This is a genomic window from Clostridium sp. TJA038 (genome assembly GCF_058310255.1).
The window spans coordinates 12,279-33,739 of the sequence record NZ_JBZEFA010000004.1 but is presented as its reverse complement, the minus strand read 5'-3'; the positions used below and the strand labels follow the sequence as shown (position 1 = coordinate 33,739).

The window sequence follows — 21,461 nt, the reverse complement described above, 5'->3', positions numbered from 1 at the left end:
TGAAAAAAATGGATTTTAAAAGTGTAGAATATAAAGATAATGAAGTTATCTTAAGAGAAACTAAAAATTTTAATATAAAACAAGTTTTTGAGTGTGGTCAATGTTTTAGATGGGAAAAAACAGAAAATAATTCATACATAGGTGTTGCCTTTGGTAGGGTTATAGAAGTATCTCAAAAGGGAGATGATGTAATAATATATAATACTAACAAAGAAGATTTTGAAAATATATGGATTGATTATTTTGACTTAAAAAGGGATTATTCAAAGGTTAAAGAAGCTTTATCTTGGGATGAAACTTTAAAAAGTGCTGTTGAATTTGGATATGGTATAAGAATATTAAATCAAGAACCCTTTGAACTTGTTATATCATTTATAATATCAGCTAGAAATAGTATTCCTGTTATTTCAAAAACAATAAAGAAAATAAGTGAAAGATGGGGAAATAAAATAGAGTATAAAGGCAAAGACTATTATTCATTTCCAAGTCCAGAAAGTTTATCTAAAGCATCAATTGATGATATAAGGGAAACAGGGGCTTCATTTAGAAGTAAGTATATAGTTGATACAACTAAAAAGATATATGATTGTGAGTTAGCTAAGAAAGGAATATTAAATGCACCTGAAGAGGACATAGTTGAAATACTAGAAAAATATGATTTAGAAAAGATAAGCAATATGGATGCTGATAACTGTCATAAAGGACTTCAAGAATTTATGGGAGTTGGAGCAAAGGTTGCAGACTGTATAATGTTATTTTCCATGAAAAAAAGTTCTGCATTTCCTGTAGATGTATGGGTTAAAAGAGCAATGATGCATTTTTATGGTGCTGATGATGCTTCTTTAAATAAAATAAGAATTTTTGCAAGAGAAAGATTTGGAGAATACTCAGGATTTGCTCAACAGTATTTATTTTATTATGCTAGAGAAAATGGAATAAAACTTTAAATAAAAAAAGAGCTTAGTTATTTAAGCTCTTTTTTATTTTAATAATATCGTCCTTTTTTTCTTAAAGCTTTTGATTTTTTTATTGAGATATCTGCTTCTCCAGGTTGTTTTCTAATAAAGTTTAGATATTTTTTTATTTTTTCTTCTTCTTTAATTCTCTCAAGAGAATTAAGTCTAAAAGATAATTCATAATTGCTAAAAAGAGCGTGAATTTGCTTATGACAGGGAATACAAAGAGAAATTACTTCCTCATTAAATTTCTTCTTTTCAAGAGGTATTAAATGATGTTTTGTAACTTCTGGAACACTCCTTTTACAAAGATTACAAATATTTTCTTTAGTCAAGTTAACCACCTTTAAATAAATATAATATTATTAAATATTATAATACATATATTTAAAATTAAAAAAACCTTATTTTAAAGCTTTTTTTAATTTAAAAGCTTTAATTTTAATATTTTATTTAATAAAGGTAGATTTTAGTTTTTTTATTTTTATAGTGTAAAAAATTTTTGATATTATGGAAAATATCATTACTAAAAATAATATAAATAAAGCTAACAATAAAAAATAGGATTCAGGTAAGACATTTATTATTTCATCTTTTTTAGGGTCAAAAATCCAGTAGTCATTATTAAAAAATATTTTATGAAAAATGGTAAATAATTTTGAAAAGTTTATATAAAAAGAAATAATTAAAGTGAAAAATATCAATATAACTTCATAAAAGAACATATTAAAACCTTTAAAGGAAAGGTTTGAGTTAGACTTTTTAAAAAATACATAAATTAAAATACCTATTATTATAGATATTAAAGCCATTAAATATAAGGATGAAAATATTTCTTTAACTTCAAAAAAGTGAATTTGCCCTATATTGCTAATTTTGAAGTTGTTAAATTTAAGAATTTCAATTTCAGGTGAATTTAAGTAATTTATTATATTTTTATAATCTTTTAAAAGTTCATTAGTGCTAATATTATTAAATTTTGGTATTTTATTAAATTTAATAAGTATATAATAGATAATAGGGGATATATTTAATGTTATAAGTACTGAAATTATTATAGAGCTTATTAAAAGGTAGATTGAAAATATAAAATCCTTTAAAGTTTTAAACATTACGTACTCCTTTAAATAATTATTTTTTTAATTCTAGACTTTTTTATTAAATAATAAACAAAAATACATATTTTAATAAAAGTTTTAGTATTAATTTATAGTACGTAAGCTTTAAATATATGATATTATTTTATAATTTAATAATTATAAATCTTTAAATATGTAAATTAAAGAAATTTCAAAAGAATAGAAGAAATATTAAGATAAATTAATTTAAAGATAGAAAATAATACTAATATATTCTAAATAAATAAATTTACTTATTGAATTTACAACTGGTAAATTATATGATAATAGTAAGAATTAGCACTCTATAATAAAGAGTGCTAAATAAATTAGCATTTTTAAGGAGGGTTTTTAATGAATATTAGACCACTAGGAGACAGAGTTGTTATTAAAAGACTAGAGGCTGAGGAAACCACTAAAAGTGGAATAATTGTTACTGGAACAGCTAAAGAAAGACCACAAGAGGCAGAGGTTATTGCAGTAGGTCCAGGAGCTATAGTTGATGGAAAAAGAAGCGAAATGGAAGTTAAAGTTGGAGATAAAGTATTATACTCTAAGTATGCAGGAACAGAAGTTAAATTTGAAGGTGAAGAATACACTATATTAAGACAAGATGATATATTAGCAATAGTTGAATAGTTAAATATAAGTGATTTATATATTCATGATAGATTTGGGAGGTAAATTAGTATGGCTAAAACATTATTATTCGGTGAAGAAGCAAGAAGATCTATGCAAGCTGGTGTAGATAAATTAGCTAACACTGTTAAGGTTACATTAGGACCAAAAGGAAGAAATGTTATTTTAGATAAAAAATTTGGTTCACCATTAATAACAAATGATGGTGTTACTATAGCAAGAGAAATTGAACTTGAAGATGCTTATGAAAATATGGGAGCTCAACTTGTTAAAGAAGTAGCTACAAAAACTAATGATGTTGCAGGGGATGGTACAACTACAGCTACATTATTAGCACAAGCTATTATAAGAGAAGGATTAAAAAATGTAACTGCAGGTGCAAATCCTATTTTAATAAGAAATGGAATTAAAACAGCAGTTGAAAAGGCTGTAGAAGAAATACAAAAAATTTCTAAACCTGTAAATGGAAAAGAAGATATAGCTAGAGTTGCTGCAATTTCAGCAGCTGATGAAAAAATAGGTAAGCTAATTGCAGATGCTATGGAGAAGGTTGGAAATGAAGGTGTTATAACTGTAGAAGAATCTAAATCAATGGGTACTGAATTAGATGTTGTTGAAGGTATGCAATTTGATAGAGGATATGTTTCTGCTTATATGGTTACAGATACAGAAAAAATGGAAGCCATTTTAGACAATCCTTTAATATTAATTACAGATAAAAAAATAAGTAATATTCAAGAATTACTACCATTACTTGAACAAATAGTTCAAGCAGGTAAAAAACTTTTAATAATAGCTGATGACATAGAAGGAGAAGCTATGACTACATTAGTTGTTAATAAATTAAGAGGAACTTTTACTTGTGTTGCAGTTAAAGCACCAGGATTTGGTGATAGAAGAAAAGAGATGTTACAAGATATAGCAACTTTAACTGGAGGTATTTTAATATCTGATGAAGTGGGAGGAGATTTAAAAGAAGCTACATTAGATATGCTAGGAGAAGCTGAAAGTGTTAAGATTACTAAAGAGAGTACTACAATTGTAAATGGAAGAGGAAATTCAGAAGAAATTAAAAATAGAATTAATCAAATAAAATTACAATTAGATGCTACATCTTCAGAATTTGATAAGGAAAAATTACAAGAAAGATTAGCAAAATTAGCTGGAGGAGTTGCAGTAGTTAAAGTTGGTGCAGCTACAGAAACAGAGTTAAAAGAAAGTAAATTAAGAATAGAAGATGCCTTAGCTGCAACTAAAGCTGCTGTAGAAGAAGGTATAGTTCCTGGTGGTGGAACAGCTTATGTTAATGTTATAAATGAAGTTTCAAAATTAACTTCAGATATACCAGATGAACAAGTTGGTATAAATATAATAGTAAGGTCTTTAGAAGAACCTATGAGACAAATAGCTCATAATGCTGGTTTAGAAGGCTCTGTTATAATTGAAAAAGTTAAAGGTAGTGCTTTAGGAGTAGGTTTTGATGCTTTAAGAGGAGACTATAAGGATATGATTAAAGCAGGAATAGTAGACCCAACTAAAGTTACAAGATCAGCACTTCAAAATGCAGCATCTGTAGCTTCAACCTTCTTAACAACAGAAGCAGCAGTAGCAGATATACCTGAAAAAGAAATTCCACAAGCACCTGGAATGGGAATGGACGGAATGTATTAAAAAAAAGATGGCAAGAAATTGCCATCTTTTTTTCTTTTATAGAGAAAATATATACATATAAGACTATAAATGTAACAAATGTCGAAAAAGAAGTTGCTTTTTATTAATAATTGTAATTAAAAGTATTAATTTTTGATTGATAAAAGTTTTTAATAATATAATTATTAAAAAAAATAATAAATATTGTATTATTTTGTAGACAAATGGAAATTAATATGTTAGTATACAAATATAAAGTACAAAAGATTTATAAGTACATGAGATAATATAATTATTAAGAGAAACTTATAAAACTAATGATTTAAATTTTACTAATGATTTAAATTCTACATATGAACCTTTGTATTTAAAAACATTAAGATGGCATTAGAAATACTAATGACTTTAAATTAGACAAACTATATGAAGTGAAAAAATACTAATGATATAAAAAAAGAAGATTCTTAAAAGAATCTTCTTTTTTTTGTATATAAAACCTTTAAATGTTAATAATTATAGATAAAAATTATATAACATTTAAAGGAGTGTAATATGAAAAAATTTAAATGGAAATTTAAAATTAGTAAAAAGAAAAAAGGCTTTACCTTAATAGAATTAACAGTAGTATTAGCTATTATGGCTATAATACTAACAGTTATAGCACCTAATTTTTCTTATATTAAAGAAAGTGCAAAGAATAAGGTGGATAAGCAAAACTGTATGACAATAGAACGTTCTATTGAAATGCTTCTTGCTGAAGAAGCTATAAGTGAACAAGAAGAAGAAATAAAAATAACTGTAGAAGAGGATTCTATAAGTATAAATGGTATAAGCGGTGAAGGAAAAGAAAAGTTAAGTGATTTACTTGATGGATTAGAAAAGCCACAGAAAGGAGAAGCTTATTTAGCTAATATAACTGATGGTAAGAAAGTTGAGGTTACAATAGTTTAAGTTTTTAAAAGGATATAATTTTAAAGTTATATCCTTTTATTTAAATTATAGGATTATGAAATAATATTAAAAGAGGAGGAAGCTTGTATATAATATTTTTTTTCATTGGATTATTAAGTGGTTGGTGTTTAAATATAATTTCAGATTATATTCAGAAAGAAAATTATAAATCATTAAGATATTTTGCTTATAAATACTATAAAAGTTTTAAATATATAAGTAAGATATATACTATTACCTATATTAAATCAAAGATTAAATATATATTATTAAATAAAAAAAAATACATAACTAAATTTATAGTCATGGTAATCATGGGATTACTATATTCATTTATTTATAAATTTTATGGTATGTCTTTTTTTACGGTTAAGTATATCTCTTTAATAACCTTTCTTATGTTGATTGCATTAATTGATTATGAAACACAGTATATATATGCAATTACAACTTATCCAGCTATTGTTTTAGGAATAATATTTATTTTTTTTGAAAAAATTATATTTAACAATAGTATATTTAATTATTTACTTGGGTTTTTGATATCTTTTTTATTTATATCAATTTTAAGTAAAATTACTGGCTCTATAGGGAGTGGAGATGGAGAGGTATATGCTATTTCTGGAATATTTTTAGGTGTTGAATTATCAATAGTGAATATATTTTTATCTTTTATAGTAGGAGGAATCTTTTGCTTAATATTTATTATTTTTAGAAATAATAAATTAAATGATAAAATAGCTTTTGCTCCTTTTATTTCAATATCAACTACAATACTAATATTTTTTGGTGATGCAATAGCTTATTTATATTTTATTTAATAAATTTTACAATGTAAGTTTCTAAATTATAATTTTTATTGGAGTTTATTTTAATTAGTATTTATAGATATGGTTTAGAGCATAATATATTTAAAGTATATTTTTAATATAAATTTATTTATATTAAGGATAAAATTTTAAAGGGAATATAAATAGTAAAAGAAAGTAAATTTTTTTATGTTAATTTATAATTAATTAAATATGTAAGATTTTTTTGAAGAATATAAAAATGTTTGTGTGTAAATAAAAGTAAAAATTCTTTGATAAATTATTTTTTTGAGGTTAAAATGCAATTTTTATTTCGTTTATAGTCATTTTTGAATTAAAAAATGCAATAAATAAGTTTTGGAATTTATTTTATGCATTTTATTGACAAGCTTTATTTCATAGATTATAATAAATAAAAATTAAACAAAACGGAATATAAATAAACTCGTATAAGCTTTGAATAGGGCAAGGCGTTTCTACCGGGAACCTTAAATTCCCGTCTATGAGTGAATTTGATATACTATAGGGGTACTATAAGCATATTAACTTCACTTAGGAGTTATTATGCTTTTTTTGAACACTAAAATTCATTCTTTATGTATATTTGCAAGTTTGCTTTCAAAAAATAAATTGGAATTTAAAAAAGGTAGAAACATTAAAAATTCAATTGTACGTAAATTAACTTAAAGATATTGTGTGGAGGCGATAGTATGGCAAGAATATTAAAAACAGCATATACATTTGATGATGTATTATTAGTACCAAACAAATCAGAGGTCCTACCTAATGAGGTTTCTTTAAAAACTCAATTAACTAAAAAAATTCAATTAAATATTCCATTAATGAGTGCAAGTATGGATACAGTTACTGAATCTAAGATGGCAATTGCTATGGCTAGAGAAGGTGGAATTGGAATAATCCACAAGAATATGACAATAGAGGACCAAGCAAAAGAGGTTGATAGAGTAAAAAGACAAGAAAATGGAGTAATAACAGATCCAATATTCTTATCAGAAGATCACACAGTAAGCGAAGCTTTAGATTTAATGGCTCAATATAGAATTTCAGGAGTTCCTGTAACAAGAGAAGGAAAACTAGTTGGAATCATAACAAATAGAGATATAGTATTTGAAACAAATTACGATAAAAAAGTTTCAGAGGTTATGACAAAAAGCCCATTAGTTACTGCGAAAGAAGGAACTACATTAACTGAAGCTTTAGAAATATTAAAAAAGCATAAAATAGAAAAGTTACCTTTAATTGATGATGATAATAATTTAAAAGGGCTTATAACTATAAAAGATATAGAAAAAGCAAAGGCTTTCCCAAATGCAGCTAAGGATGAGAAGGGAAGACTTTTATGTGGTGCATCAATTGGTGTAACTAATGATATGATGGATAGAGTTGATGCAGTAGTTAAGGCAAAGGTTGATGTTATTGTCTTAGATACAGCTCATGGTCATTCAAAAGGAGTTATTGAAGGGGTTAAAAAAATAAAAGCTAAATACCCAGAACTTCAAGTAATCGCTGGTAACATAGCTACACCAGAAGCTGTAAGAGATTTAAAAGAAGCTGGTGCAGATTGTGTTAAGGTTGGTATAGGACCAGGTTCAATTTGTACTACAAGAATAGTTGCAGGTGTTGGAGTTCCTCAATTAACAGCTGTTATGGATTGTGCTGAAGAAGGTAAAAAATTAGGAATACCAGTAATAGCTGATGGTGGATTAAAATATTCAGGAGATATAGTTAAAGCTTTGGCAGCAGGAGCTTGTGCAGCTATGATGGGTTCAATCTTTGCAGGGTGTGAAGAAGCACCAGGTGCTATAGAGATATATCAAGGAAGAAGTTATAAAGTTTATAGAGGTATGGGTTCACTTGGAGCAATGGCTAAAGGTTCTAGTGATAGATATTTCCAAAATGGAACTAAAAAATTCGTTCCAGAAGGAGTAGAGGGAAGAATAGCTTATAAAGGTCATTTAGCAGATACTATATATCAATTAATAGGTGGAATAAAGTCAGGTATGGGATACCTTGGAGCACCTACTTTAGAAAATTTATATGAAAATGCTAATTTTGTAGTTCAAACTTCAGCAGGATTTAGAGAAAGTCATCCTCATGATATAAACATAACTAAAGAAGCACCAAATTATAGTGTTAACCAATAAATTAGATTAAAATTTTCAACAAGATGTTAGATTATAGCATCTTGTTGAATATATTTTATACATAAAACGGAAAATGAAATTGTGGAGGAAATCGAATGAGAGATTTAGTTTTAGTTGTCGACTTTGGTGGACAGTATAACCAATTAATTGCTAGAAGAGTTAGAGAATGTGGAGTTTATTGTGAAATAATACCTTACACATATAGCATAGAAAAGATAAAAGAAAAAAATCCAAAGGGAATAATCTTTACTGGAGGACCAAACTCAGTTTATGGAGAAAATACTCCAACATTAGATAAGGAAATTTTTAACTTAAATGTTCCTATATTAGGAATATGCTATGGAGACCAATTAATGGCACATCTTTTAGGGGGAAAAGTTGGTACAGCACCAGTTAGAGAATATGGAAAAACTAATGTAACTTTAGATAATTCTTCAAAATTATTTAAGGGAATAGAATCAGCTGAAACTTGTTGGATGAGTCATACTGATTATATAGCAGAAGCACCAGAAGGGTTTAAAATAATAGCTAATACAGATGTTTGTCCAGTTGCTGCTATGGAAAATGAAGAAAGAAGACTTTATGGAGTTCAATTCCACCCAGAAGTTGAACATACTCCATTTGGCCAAGATATGATGAGAAATTTCCTTTACAATATATGTGGTTTAGAAAATTCTTGGTCAATGGCTTCCTTTGCTGAAGAAAAAATAGCAGAAATAAAGAAAATTGTTGGAGATAAAAAGTTAATATGTGCATTATCAGGTGGTGTTGATTCATCAGTTGCTGCTGTTATGGTACATAAAGCCGTTGGAAAGCAATTAACTTGTATCTTTGTTGACCATGGTCTATTAAGAAAAGATGAAGGAGACCAAGTAGAAAAAATCTTTAAAGAAGGTTTTGATATGAATCTTATTAGAGTTAATGCTAAAGATAGATTCTTAGGAAAATTAAAGGGAGTTTCAGAACCTGAAGCTAAGAGAAAGATTATAGGTGAAGAATTCATAAGAGTTTTTGAAGAAGAAGCTGGAAAACTAGGAGATATTAAATTCTTAGTTCAAGGAACAATTTATCCAGATGTTGTTGAAAGTGGAACAGATACTTCAGCAGTAATAAAAAGTCATCATAATGTTGGAGGACTTCCAGAAGATATGGAATTCTCATTAATAGAGCCATTAAGAGAATTATTTAAAGATGAAGTAAGAGCTGTAGGAGAGGAATTAGGAATTCCACATCATTTAGTATGGAGACAGCCATTCCCAGGACCAGGATTAGCAATAAGAGTTCTAGGAGAAGTTACTGAAGATAAATTAGAAGTTGTTAGAGAAGCTGATGCTATCTTTAGAGAAGAAATAGCTTTAGCAGGTCTTGAAAGTGAAATTTGGCAATACTTTGCAGTTTTACCTAACATACAATCAGTTGGTGTTATGGGAGATGAAAGAACTTATTGTCATACTGTAGGATTAAGAGCTGTTACATCTTCAGACGGAATGACTTCAAACTGGGCTCATATACCATATGAAGTTATAGATAAGGTTTCAAGAAGAATAGTAAATGAAGTTAAGGGAGTAAACAGAATTGTTTATGATGTAACTTCAAAACCACCAGCAACTATTGAGTGGGAATAATAAAAGCAATTACAAACAAAAAGTTTATTCTTTAATTAAATACCCTATAGAATAAAATCTAAAAAAGATTATTCTATAGGGTATTTTTTATGTATAAATTATGTTACTCAATAGAAATATTATTTTCTAAAAATATGTATTCTGGTAGAGTTAGAGATTTGGCGAAAATACAGTTATCAAGTTTTTCAAAGTGAAAGAAATATATGTATTTACCTTTACCTATACAATCTATTTCTAAGGTATTTTCTATTATAATTTTTTTATTCCAATTTATTCTTGGAGAAGGAGTAGGTTCTGGAATTATTAAGATATTATTAAAGTAATAGTAATCAAAGTCGCATTGTAAACCTTTAAAAATCTCATCGTCTTTTTTTACCTTATTTACCCAAGAAAGTTCCATTGTTTCTATATCTAACACGCCTATTGAGGGTTCAAAAGTGAAACCTATAAAGTCAAAAGAATTCATAAACATCTCCCTTTCATAGTAGAATGATTGTTTAATTATACTATAAAGATATTAAAGAGTTTATAATAAAGGATAAACATTTAAAAAATATTTAACGTTAAAAATATTTTGAATAAAACATTATTTAAGTAATTTAGTTAAAATCAGTTCTAATAAAAAAAAATAAAATTTTTTTATTTTTATCTATATCTAAAAAAAATTCAAATCTTTGGAAAGCTTATCATTAATATAAAAATAAAATGTAACTTTTTTAATAAAATTGAAAAGAAATAATAAATTGATAAAATAATAGCTTTTATATGCCTTTGTGCTTTGAAATTAATAATTAAATGATTAAAAATTGTTAGGTTGATAAAAAATATAAAAAACTAATGTTAAAAAACATTTAATATTGTTAATAAAATGAATAGTAATTAATAATAAAATGTGAAAATATTTATAATGAAAAAATAATTTTACAATATTGCAAAAATATTGGAAATAAATTAAAATACAAATAATATAAATTTGAAAGACGAATGTTTTTCTATTATGGACACATTTGGTTTTAATAAAATAATTATATATAAAGTTTTATTTTGATAATTTATTAAATTAAGTATTTTATTAAAAATAATTTTTAACTTATTTTATTTATAAGATAAAAATTATAAAAGATATACAATAAAACTTTATTTATAAAATAACATTAAATGTATGTTTTTATAACAATATTTTATTTATGGGGCATTTAAAATTTTGTTATATCAAAACAATAAATATTAAAGGGGGCATATTAAATGAAAAAAAAATTAGTTGCGTTATTAATGGCGGGTTTAGCAACTTCAATGCTTTTTACAGGTTGTGGAGGAGCTAATGAAACAGCAGTAAATGGTAGCACACAAACAGGAGGTACTGTTAAAGACTTATCAAAGCCAGAGAGAATTGAGGCAGCAAATCCTAGTGCACTTCCAGAAGCTGCAAAAAATAGAACAGATACTTTGATTGTTGGAACTACAGACCCAAAAGGTGAATTTGTACCAATATATGCATCTACTCTTTATGATTCATGGGTTAATAAATTAATCTTTGATGGGCTTATTACTAACAATGAAAAAGGAGAGCCTGTTCCTAATGTAGCAGAAAGTTACGAAGTTTCAGAAGATGGAAAAACTTATACCTTTAAACTAAATAAAGGTATTAAGTTTTCAAATGGACAAGAGCTAACAGCAAATGATGTAGCATTCACATTTACTTCTATTTGTGATCCAAGCTATGATGGTCCAAGAATGGATGCTGTAAATAATTTAGTTGGTTATGAAGAATACAATAAGGGTGATGCAACTAAAGTTGAGGGTATAAATGTAATTGATGATTACACAATATCATTTACGAATAAAGAAACTGATGCAGCTGGTATATGGAATTTTGAATATGGAATTATGCCAGAGAGTGTTTATAAATTTGAAAAAGGAAATTTCCAAGCTGTTAAGGATAAATTATTAGAACCGGTTGGTTCAGGAGCTTATAAGTTTGTTCATTTTAAACCAGGACAAGAAGTTAAATTTGAAAAAAATGCTGATTACTGGAAAGGAGAACCAAAGATACCTTATATAGTAATGAAGGTTACAAATGCACAAACATTATTACAAGAATTAATGGCTGGAACAGTTGATATAGATAGAGTTGGTGCGAAACCAGAAAATATAGATCCATTAAAACAAGCTGGATTCTTAAATTTAGACTTATACATGCAAAATGGTTATGGATACATGGGGCTTAACTATGGAAGTGATAAAGTTAAAGACCCTAAAGTAAGACAAGCATTGCTTTATGGTTTAGATAGACAAGGATTTATGCAATCTTATTATCAAGGATATGGACAAGTATACAATTCACATATTTTACCTACTTCATGGGCATATAACCCAGATGTTCCTAAGTATGAATATGACCCAGAAAAAGCTAATCAATTACTTGATGAAGCAGGTTGGAAAGATACAAATGGAGATGGAATTAGAGATAAAGATGGAGTTGAATTAGAACTTCAATGGTTAACTTATACTGGTTCTAAATATGTTGATGCATTAATTCCAATAGTTCAACAATCATGGGAGAAGATAGGTGTTAAAGTTACACCAGAACTTATGGAATTTGGAACAATGATGGATAAAGTTAATAACAGAGAGTATGACATATATAATGGTGCTTGGAATCTTTCAATAGACCCAGACCCATCAGGAATATTTGCAATTTCTCAAGATGTACCAGGCGGATTTAATAATATTGGATGGAGAAATGAAGAAGCAGATGAGTTATTAAAAGAAGGTAAAGGAACAACAAATGAAGCTGATAGAAAGAAAGCTTATGATGAATGGCAATTAAAATTCTCTGAAGATGTACCTTATATTCTTCTTGGAAATGCACAAGAGATGTTTGCATCAAATTCAAGAGTTAAAGGTTATAATCCTTCAACTTATATAGATTGGACTCATGATGTGCATAAACTTGAATTAGACAATGGGAATCAATAAGATTTTAATAAATTAAGAAGAAATTAGCCTGGACGTAAAATCCAGGCTAATTTTTAAAAATTGGGGGGAAAGACAGTATGCTACAGTATATAACTAGAAGAATACTATTAATAATACCAACTATTATTGGTGTATCATTAGTACTTTTCTTCATATTTGCTATGGCACCAGGTGATGCTATTACAGCAAATATGGATCCAAATATGAGTGTAGAAACAAAACAGGCAATAAGAGAAAAATATCATTTAGATGAGCCAAAAACAACTCAATATATGTATTGGTTAAAAGGAGTTGTAACAGAAGGTTCTTTAGGAGAATCTTTTTATTATAAAAGACCTGTTGCAGAGGTTATGAAAGAGTTTATACCAAACTCATTTATTTTAGGAGCGGCATCTTTAATTTTGGGGCTTATAATTGCAGTACCAATAGGTATAGTTTCAGCAACAAAGCAATATTCATTTTTTGATAAATTTTTTACGGTATTTGCCCTTATGGGAATATCAATGCCGTCATTTTTCTTTGGTCTTATTTTAATTAAATATTTAGGAGTTCAACTTAATTTATTTCCAATATCGGGTATGACAACCCCAGGTAGTGCATATACGGGGATGAAGTATGTATTTGATGTGCTAAAGCATATGATTTTACCACTTATAGTTTTAACACTTGGAAGTGTAGGTGGATGGATGAGATATACCAGGTCAAGTATGCTTGAGGTAGTTAGACAAGATTATATAAGAACTGCTAGAGCAAAGGGATTAAAAGAAAAGGTGGTTATTTATAAACATGCTCTAAGAAATGCTCTTATACCAGTTGTAACTTTATTAGGAATGTCAATTCCAGGGTTATTTTCAGGAGCTACATTAACAGAAAAAATATTTAACTGGCCAGGAATCGGTCCAGTACAGTTAAGTGCTGTTAATAATAGAGATTACTATTTACTTATGGGTATAAACCTTACTTTAGCTATATTAGTTTTAATAGGAAATTTACTTGCTGATATTATATATGCATTGGTAGATCCAAGAATAAGGCTTAAGTAGGAGGTGCTTTTTAATGAGTAAAGAAGAGGCAATAAGAGTTGAAAAAATAAAAACACAAAAAATAGAAAGCCCTTGGACTGTAGCTTTTAAAAGATTAAGAAAAAATAAATTAGCTTTAGGTGGTTTATTTATATTATTAGTTTTAGTTTTAATTTCAGTTATTGGTCCTATGGTATATCCACATGACCATTTAACCATTGATTTATTACAAACAAATCAAGCACCATCAGCTACTCATTGGCTAGGTACTGATGAATCAGGAAGAGATGTTTTAGCTAGACTTATGTATGGAGGAAGATATTCTCTTTCAATAGGTATAGTTGCTGTTGGTATTTCAATAGTTATAGGAACTAGTTTAGGTATTTTAGCAGGATATTATGGTGGATTTATAGATAGTTTAATTATGAGAATTGTTGATGTATTTATGTGTTTCCCATTTTTATCCTTATTAATAATGGTTTCTGCTATAATGTCAGATTTAAAAATACCACCAGAATATAGAATATTTATAGTTATGTTTATTATAGGTGCTCTTAGTTGGACTGGTACTTGTCGTATGGTAAGAGGTATGGTTCTTTCTTTAAGGGAACAAGAATTTATGCAAGCTGCAGAAGCTTTAGGTTTATCAGATACTAGAAAAATGTTTTTGCATCTATTACCTAATACTCTAGCAGTTATTATAGTTTCGGCTACCTTAGGAATTGGGGGAGCAATATTAACTGAATCATCTTTAAGTTTCTTAGGTCTTGGAGTTACACCACCTACACCAACTTGGGGTAATATGATACAAACAGCTCAAGATTACTATACTTTAACTAATAGATGGTGGTTATGGATACCACCTGGTGTATGTATATTCTTAACTGTTATATCAATAAATATTTTTGGGGACGGATTAAGAGATGCTCTAGATCCTAAGCTAAAGGTCTAAGGGGGCAAAGGAAATGACAAAAACATTAGTAGAATTTAAAAATCTTGAAACTCACTTTCATACAGGTGAGGGAATTGTTAAGGCGGTAAATAACGTTAGTTTTAAAATAAAAGAAGGAGAAACTGTGTGTGTAGTTGGAGAGTCTGGTTGTGGAAAATCTGTTACAGCCATGTCTCTTATGAGACTTATACCTAGTCCTCCAGGAAAAATAGTTGGTGGAGAAATACTTTTTGAAGGAAAAGATGTTTTAAAATTTACAGAGCAAGAGCTTATGGATATGAGAGGAAATGATATTTCAGTTATTTTCCAAGAGCCTATGACATCTTTAAACCCAGTATTTAAAATAGGAGACCAAATATGTGAGGCTATAATACTTCATCAACATTTATCAAAGGAAGAAGCAGAAAAAAAAGCTATAGAAGTTTTAAAAATAATTGGTATAGCTAGAGCTGAAGAGATAATAAAGTCTTACCCTCATGAATTATCAGGAGGTATGAGACAAAGAATTATGATTGCTATGGCAGTTTGTTGTAATCCTAAGCTTTTAATAGCTGATGAGCCAACAACTGCATTAGATGTTACAATTCAAGCACAAATTTTAGACCTTATGAGAGATATTAAAGAAAAATTAAATACATCAATATTATTAATAACTCATGACTTAGGAGTTGTTGCTGAAATGGCAGATTATGTTGTTGTAATGTATGCAGGTAAAGTTATTGAGGAAGCACCAGTTTTAGAATTATTTAAAAATCCTCTTCATCCATATACTCAAGGATTACTTAAATCTAAGCCATCAGTAAATGGAAATGAAACTAGACTTTATTCAATACCAGGACAAGTTCCTAATCCAGTAGGAATGCCTGATAATTGTTACTTTAATGAAAGATGTGATAGATGTATGAAAAAATGTACTACTATGCAACCACATCTTATTGATGTTGGAAATAGGCATAAAGTTTCATGCTGGTTATATGAAGGAGGGAAAGTAGATGGAGAATAAGACTGTTGTAAGAGTTGAAAATTTAAAAAAATACTTTCCTATTAAAGCAGGAGTTTTTTCTAAAACTGTTGGTAATGTAAAGGCTGTTGATGGGGTTAGTTTTACTATTGATAAAGGAGAAACTTTAGGATTAGTTGGAGAATCAGGTTGTGGAAAATCAACAACAGGAAGAGCGATTTTAAGATTATTTGAAAAAACAGAGGGAAATGTTTATTTTGAAGGAAAAGATATATTTGCTCTTAAAAAGAAAGAACTTAGAGACTTAAGGCCTAAAATGCAAATGATATTTCAAGACCCTTATTCTTCTTTAAACCCAAGATTATCAGTAGATTCTTTAGTGGGGGAAGCACTTTTAAGTCATAACTTATGTAGTAAAAGTGAACTTCCAGAAAGAGTTGCTAAAACCATAGAAAGATGTGGACTTGCAAGATATCATATGAAAAGATATCCTCATGAATTTTCAGGAGGACAAAGGCAGAGAATAGGAATAGCAAGAGCTTTAATATTAAATCCAAGTTTTATAGTTGCAGATGAGCCAGTTTCAGCTTTAGATGTATCTATACAATCACAGATTGTAAATCTAATGATGGATTTACAAGAGGAAATGGGATTTTCTTATCTTTTTATATCTCATGATTTAAGTATAGTAAAGCACATATGTCATAAGATTGGAGTAATGTATTTAGGTAGTTTAGTAGAATTAGCACCTAAAAATGAACTTTATGAAAATCCATTACACCCATATACAAAGGCTTTATTATCAGCTGTTCCAATACCTGACCCAACAATTAAAAGGGAAAGAATAATTTTAAAAGGAGATATTCCATCTCCTGCTAATCCACCAAGGGGATGTAAGTTTCATACTAGATGCCCATATGCTATGGATAAATGTAAAAATGAGGCACCTGAGTATAAATGTGTAGGAAAAAATCATTTTGTAGCTTGCCATTTGGTTTAATTAAATAAATTACATTTTAAGAAAAATAAATTAAAAGCTTAATTTTAGAATTAAATTTGTAGTGTAGGGACATAAAATTTCCTACACTATAACTATATATAAGAAATTTTCATTAAAAATATAAAAAATTTTAGATTGTATTGTAATACACAAATAATAAATGATAAAATATTAACGGATGGTAAATGGGAGGATTTAGTTTGTTTTGGTTTAAAGATGAAATAGCTAGAAGGAAAGAAAAAGAAGAGTATGAGAGGTTAATGGAAGAAATTAAGGATAAAGAAAAGCCAACTTTTAAGGATTTGGTTGCTATAATGTTAGCGCAATACGCAATAATATTCCCAATGGTCTTTGGAGGATTAATTATTTTTGCGATTATATTATATATATTGATGGCGTGGATAAAATAATTTTATAAACGCTAATGGAGGTAGTAATAATGAAAAAAGGATTAGTTGTTGATTTATCAAAAGCAGCTCCATATTTAAAATCTCACGAAGTTGCTTACATGCAAGAAACTATAAGCCAAGCACATAACAAACTACATAATGGAACAGGAGCAGGAAATGATTTCTTAGGATGGGTTGACCTACCTGTTAATTATGACAAAGATGAATTTGCAAGAATAAAAGAAGCCGCTAAAAAAATACAAAGCGATTCTGATGTTTTAATTGTTATAGGAATTGGTGGTTCTTACCTAGGTGCTAGAGCAGCTATAGAAATGTTAACTAATAACTTCTATAACTCAGTATCAAAAGATAAGAGAAAAACACCAGCTATATTCTATGCAGGAAATAACATAAGCTCAAGCTATATGGTTGATTTATTAAAAGCTATTGAAGGTTTAGATGTAAGCTTAAATGTTATATCTAAATCAGGTACAACTACAGAACCAGCTATAGCTTTCAGAATTTTAAAAGATTACATGGAAAAGAAATATGGAAAAGAAGAAGCTAGAAAGAGAATATATGCTACAACAGATGCTAAGAGAGGTGCTTTAAAAACATTAGCAGATGCTGAAGGATATGAAACTTTCGTAATTCCTGATGATGTTGGAGGAAGATATTCAGTTTTAACAGCAGTTGGATTATTACCAATAGCTGCAGCTGGAATAAATATAGATGAAATGATGGAAGGAGCTGCTGATGCTAGAGAAGAATACTTAAATCCTTCATTAGCTGATAATGAATGTTATAAATATGCAGCTGCTAGAAATGCTTTATACAACAAAGGTAAAGCTATAGAAATATTAGTTAACTATGAACCATCAGTTCATTTCTTCAATGAATGGTGGAAACAATTATATGGAGAATCAGAAGGTAAAGACAACAAGGGATTATTCCCAGCAGCTGTTGACTTCTCAACTGATTTACACTCAATGGGACAATATATTCAACAAGGTAGAAGAAATATATTTGAAACTGTTGTAAATGTAGAAACTCCAAGAGAAGAAATAGTTATAGAAGCTAACGAAGAAAATATAGATGGATTAAACTTCTTAGCAGGAAAAACTATGGATTATGTTAACAAACAAGCATTTAGAGGAACTTTAGTTGCTCATAATGATGGAGAAGTTCCAAATATAGTTGTTAATGTTCCAGAGTTAACTCCATATTATTTCGGAAGATTAGTTTACTTCTTTGAAAAAGCTTGTGGTATAAGTGGATATATTTTAGGAATAAATCCATTTGACCAACCAGGTGTTGAAGCTTATAAGAAAAATATGTTTGCTTTACTTGGAAAACCAGGCTTTGAAGATTTAAAAGCTGAATTAGAAGAAAGATTAAAATAATAACTAAGTTTAAAAAAGGGAGCTCTTTAAAGGGCTCCTTTTTAACATATAAATAAGTTATTTCCCTTTTAAAAATATTTTGGAGGATAATATTTTGAAAATAATAGTAGATGGTGATGGATGTGCAGGGAGAGAAATAATTGAAGAGGTAGGAAAGAAATATTCAATAAAGGTTTTAATTTATTGCACTATAAATCACAGTATAAGTTCAGATTATTCAGAGGTAAAAATTGTAGACCATGGCTTTCAAAGCGTAGATATGTATGTTGCTAATAATACCAATGAAAATGATATAGTAGTAACCCAGGATTATGGAGTAGCTGCAATGTCTTTAGGAAAGGGAGCTTTAGCTATAAGTCCTAAGGGATATGTGTATGACAATAATAATATAGATAGGTTATTGTTTGAAAGACATTTAAAACAAAAGAATAGAAAAGCTGGTGGTAAAATAAAAGGAAGTCATAAGAGAAAAGCTGAGGATGATGAAAGACTTTATAAAAATTTAGAACTTCTAATACTTAAAAACGTTGAAAATTAAAAAGAAATCCCAGAAAGGCTGAGATTTCTTTAATGGTTTGATTATATGGATATAATAAAATTAGGAGATTTATAGTGTCATTTAACACTAACTATATTATAGACATTTTAAATTTTTTTTATACACTTTATAAATAATGTAGAAATAAAGTGTTTTATGGGAATAAAAATAGAAAATATTTACATAAAAACACAAGTATAATATAATTTATTTATCATAAGTTTAGGGGTTTAGGGGGCGTAGCAATATGGGAGAAATGCTTTTAGAGTTAGAAGCTTTAAATAATAGTTTCATAAAAATTAAAATAATAAATAATACAAAAGAAAACTTAAATTATAAAATTTTAATAGGGAAAGATGGAATATGGGAAACCTTAAGGGAATTTGAAAAAGATAATGAATTTTTATGGACTCCTAATGAAGATGGAGAGTATATGATAATGGTTCAAGGTAAGAAAGAAAATTCTAATAAACCTTTTGATTATAAAGTTACTGAAAAGTTTGATACTAAAGAACTTATGAAAAATTCAGAGGAAAAAGATAAAGAAACTAATTATAAAGAAGAAAGCTTAATAAAGGGAATATATCTTAATAAGGATGTATTTAACATAGGAGAAAAAGCTAAATTAGAAATTGAAAATAGTGAATCAGATGTAATGAATAGATTTTTCATAAGTGGAAAAAATGGATGGCAACTTGTAAAAGATTATACTCTAGATAAAAAATTAAATTATACAATAAATGAAAGTGGACAGTTTGAGTTTTTAATTGAAAGTAAGAAAACTAGCTCTACAAATACTGCTGATGATTATGCTACTGTTATATTTACCGCAAAGGATTTTATAAAACCTGAAATAACAAATTTTCTAAATTTAAGTAAAAAGTTAATTGTAAATTCAGACCTTACCTTTGAGGTGGAAGCAAATTTTGAAGATGAGAGAACGGCTTTATATAAATTTGTTAAGATTTCACCTGATGGAAGCAGAACTTGTATACAAGATTTTTCTTCAAATAAAACAGTTACTTTTAAGGAATTTAAAGAAGGAAAATATAAACTTTTATGTCTAATAAGAGACATGTATTCTAATAAAGAATTTGATGATAGAGCAGTTATGGTTTATGAAGTAAAACCTTATGAAGCTTTACAACTTAGAAGTTTTACAACAGATTTAAGCTCTCCTCAGGAAAGAGGAGAAATAATAGATATTAAAGCTATAGTTGAAGGTGGAAGTAGTCTTTTATATAGATTTAAAATTGATGGAGAAATATCAGAAGATACTGGATATATAAAAAGTAATAACTTTAAATGGAATACTAAAAAGGAAGGTAATTATAAAATAACTCTTTGGGTTAAAGATGAGGCTTTTATAGGTGATTATGAAATTGAATCAAAACTAAATTATAAAATTGAGAAAAAACATAAAAAATCAATAAGAATAAAGGAATTAATTTTTGATAAGGATAAAGCTCCAATAACAAATGAAATAGTAAAACTTAAGGTAAATGCTGAAGGTTCATCTGATTTAAAATATTCATTTTTGATTTTCAAAGAGGGAGATTTATTAGAAAAAATTGATTTTGGAAATAATAATTGGGTAGAATTTATTCCAAAAGTAAAAGGAAATTATCAATTAGAGGTAAGAGTAAAAGATAAGTATTCAAAAAAGGAATATGATGTTCATACTGTTTTAAATCTAAAGGTTAGAGATTATGTTGAAGGAAAGATTGAACATATTTTAGTACCAGCTAAGGAGTATTTTCTAGTTGGAGATGATATTGAAATTGAAGTTATAGTACAAAATACTAGGCAAATAAAAGTTAAGTATGTTACTAAAGTTAATGGACAAACTGTGGAAGAAACTGATTATATAAAAAGCAAAAAGTTTAAAGTTTCTCCAAAATGTCCAGGAAAATATACAATTGATGTTTTTGCTAAAAATGTTAAATGTGAAGAGGGCTTTGATTCAAAGAGAGAAATAAAATTTTATGTAAGTGAAGCTTTACCTATTACAAATACTAAAGTAGTTTCTTCTGAAAATGAATTTAAAATAAATGAAGAAATAAATTTTTATACTAAATGTGAAGGTGGAAGTAGAGTTTGTTATGAGTATTACATAATGATAAATGGAAACTGGTCTTTAGTTCAAAAATATAGTAGAAAAAGTTATTACTCTTTCAGGCCTTATGTTCCAGGGAAATATAAAATCTTAGTTTTAAGTAAGAGTTATTATAAGAAGTGTTCTTATGAGGACTATGATATTTTTGAATTTAAGGTAAAATAAAAATATAAGAAAATTTATTAAGA

General features: G+C 27.8%; 19 protein-coding genes and 1 riboswitch. Of the genes, 16 read left to right on the top strand and 3 right to left on the bottom strand.

Features of this window, described 5'->3' with window-relative positions; all coding sequences use genetic code 11:
• Nucleotides 1-8 precede the first annotated feature (8 nt).
• Complete coding sequence (locus tag AC4FQV_RS08345) at nucleotides 9-947, top strand: DNA-3-methyladenine glycosylase family protein (protein ID WP_491139796.1); 939 nt, start codon at nucleotides 9-11, stop codon at nucleotides 945-947.
• Between the two features lie 38 nt (nucleotides 948-985).
• Here AC4FQV_RS08345 and AC4FQV_RS08340 read toward each other — a convergent pair whose 3' ends face one another.
• Both AC4FQV_RS08340 and AC4FQV_RS08335 read right to left on the bottom strand, forming a co-directional pair.
• Complete coding sequence (locus AC4FQV_RS08340; protein WP_491139795.1) at nucleotides 986-1,291, bottom strand: HNH endonuclease; 306 nt, start codon at nucleotides 1,289-1,291, stop codon at nucleotides 986-988.
• Between the two features lie 114 nt (nucleotides 1,292-1,405).
• On the bottom strand, nucleotides 1,406-2,068 hold the full coding sequence (locus tag AC4FQV_RS08335) for a TIGR01906 family membrane protein (RefSeq protein WP_491139794.1): 663 nt from the start codon (nucleotides 2,066-2,068) through the stop codon (nucleotides 1,406-1,408).
• Nucleotides 2,069-2,428: 360 nt separating this feature from the next.
• Here AC4FQV_RS08335 and groES point away from each other — a divergent pair, with 360 nt between their 5' ends.
• The 6 genes from groES to guaA all read left to right on the top strand — a co-directional run bounded on the left by groES (nucleotide 2,429) and on the right by guaA (nucleotide 9,913).
• The gene (groES, locus tag AC4FQV_RS08330) at nucleotides 2,429-2,713 is read left to right on the top strand and encodes a co-chaperone GroES (RefSeq protein ID WP_491139793.1); all 285 of its coding nucleotides are present in this window, start codon (nucleotides 2,429-2,431) and stop codon (nucleotides 2,711-2,713) included.
• A 51-nt stretch (nucleotides 2,714-2,764) separates the two neighbouring features.
• Nucleotides 2,765-4,384 carry a chaperonin GroEL gene (groL, locus tag AC4FQV_RS08325; RefSeq protein WP_491165310.1) on the top strand — a complete coding sequence of 540 codons (1,620 nt, stop codon included), beginning with the start codon at nucleotides 2,765-2,767 and terminating at the stop codon, nucleotides 4,382-4,384.
• A 531-nt stretch (nucleotides 4,385-4,915) separates the two neighbouring features.
• Entirely contained in the window at nucleotides 4,916-5,314 is a 399-nt protein-coding gene (locus tag AC4FQV_RS08320; protein WP_491139791.1) for a type II secretion system protein, read from the top strand.
• A gap of 83 nt (nucleotides 5,315-5,397) precedes the next feature.
• Complete coding sequence (locus tag AC4FQV_RS08315) at nucleotides 5,398-6,135, top strand: prepilin peptidase (RefSeq protein WP_491165309.1); 738 nt, start codon at nucleotides 5,398-5,400, stop codon at nucleotides 6,133-6,135.
• A gap of 413 nt (nucleotides 6,136-6,548) precedes the next feature.
• A riboswitch (purine riboswitch) is annotated at nucleotides 6,549-6,646 on the top strand.
• Nucleotides 6,647-6,833: 187 nt separating this feature from the next.
• Nucleotides 6,834-8,288 (top strand): IMP dehydrogenase, encoded by a 1,455-nt coding sequence (gene guaB / locus AC4FQV_RS08310; RefSeq protein WP_491139789.1) that lies wholly within the window; start codon nucleotides 6,834-6,836, stop codon nucleotides 8,286-8,288.
• Between the two features lie 95 nt (nucleotides 8,289-8,383).
• Nucleotides 8,384-9,913, top strand: coding sequence for a glutamine-hydrolyzing GMP synthase (gene guaA, locus AC4FQV_RS08305; RefSeq protein ID WP_491139788.1), 1,530 nt, complete (start codon nucleotides 8,384-8,386; stop codon nucleotides 9,911-9,913).
• Between the two features lie 103 nt (nucleotides 9,914-10,016).
• Here guaA and AC4FQV_RS08300 read toward each other — a convergent pair whose 3' ends face one another.
• Nucleotides 10,017-10,379, bottom strand: coding sequence for a hypothetical protein (locus AC4FQV_RS08300; RefSeq protein ID WP_491139787.1), 363 nt, complete (start codon nucleotides 10,377-10,379; stop codon nucleotides 10,017-10,019).
• Between the two features lie 779 nt (nucleotides 10,380-11,158).
• On the opposite strand from AC4FQV_RS08300, the gene AC4FQV_RS08295 reads away from it, so the two are divergent.
• From AC4FQV_RS08295 to AC4FQV_RS08255, 9 genes are all read left to right on the top strand, one after another.
• Nucleotides 11,159-12,892, top strand: a complete 1,734-nt coding sequence (locus AC4FQV_RS08295; RefSeq protein ID WP_491165308.1) for an ABC transporter substrate-binding protein — start codon at nucleotides 11,159-11,161, stop codon at nucleotides 12,890-12,892.
• A 77-nt stretch (nucleotides 12,893-12,969) separates the two neighbouring features.
• The gene (locus tag AC4FQV_RS08290) at nucleotides 12,970-13,935 is read left to right on the top strand and encodes an ABC transporter permease (RefSeq protein ID WP_491139785.1); all 966 of its coding nucleotides are present in this window, start codon (nucleotides 12,970-12,972) and stop codon (nucleotides 13,933-13,935) included.
• A gap of 13 nt (nucleotides 13,936-13,948) precedes the next feature.
• On the top strand, nucleotides 13,949-14,866 hold the full coding sequence (gene opp4C, locus AC4FQV_RS08285; RefSeq protein WP_491139784.1) for an oligopeptide ABC transporter permease: 918 nt from the start codon (nucleotides 13,949-13,951) through the stop codon (nucleotides 14,864-14,866).
• Between the two features lie 13 nt (nucleotides 14,867-14,879).
• On the top strand, nucleotides 14,880-15,869 hold the full coding sequence (locus tag AC4FQV_RS08280) for an ABC transporter ATP-binding protein (protein WP_491139783.1): 990 nt from the start codon (nucleotides 14,880-14,882) through the stop codon (nucleotides 15,867-15,869).
• Nucleotides 15,859-16,827: an ABC transporter ATP-binding protein gene (locus AC4FQV_RS08275; RefSeq protein ID WP_491139782.1), complete on the top strand. Its 969-nt coding sequence runs from the start codon at nucleotides 15,859-15,861 to the stop codon at nucleotides 16,825-16,827. The genes AC4FQV_RS08280 and AC4FQV_RS08275 overlap by 11 nt, the downstream gene beginning before the upstream one ends.
• 200 nt (nucleotides 16,828-17,027) lie before the next feature.
• On the top strand, nucleotides 17,028-17,237 hold the full coding sequence (locus AC4FQV_RS08270; RefSeq protein ID WP_491139781.1) for a hypothetical protein: 210 nt from the start codon (nucleotides 17,028-17,030) through the stop codon (nucleotides 17,235-17,237).
• Nucleotides 17,238-17,266: 29 nt separating this feature from the next.
• Nucleotides 17,267-18,619 carry a glucose-6-phosphate isomerase gene (locus tag AC4FQV_RS08265; RefSeq protein WP_491165307.1) on the top strand — a complete coding sequence of 451 codons (1,353 nt, stop codon included), beginning with the start codon at nucleotides 17,267-17,269 and terminating at the stop codon, nucleotides 18,617-18,619.
• Nucleotides 18,620-18,713: 94 nt separating this feature from the next.
• Nucleotides 18,714-19,157: a YaiI/YqxD family protein gene (locus AC4FQV_RS08260; RefSeq protein WP_491139779.1), complete on the top strand. Its 444-nt coding sequence runs from the start codon at nucleotides 18,714-18,716 to the stop codon at nucleotides 19,155-19,157.
• Between the two features lie 247 nt (nucleotides 19,158-19,404).
• A complete protein-coding gene (locus AC4FQV_RS08255; RefSeq protein WP_491165306.1) occupies nucleotides 19,405-21,438 on the top strand; it encodes a triple tyrosine motif-containing protein in 2,034 nt (677 codons plus the stop codon).
• Nucleotides 21,439-21,461: the final 23 nt, after the last annotated feature.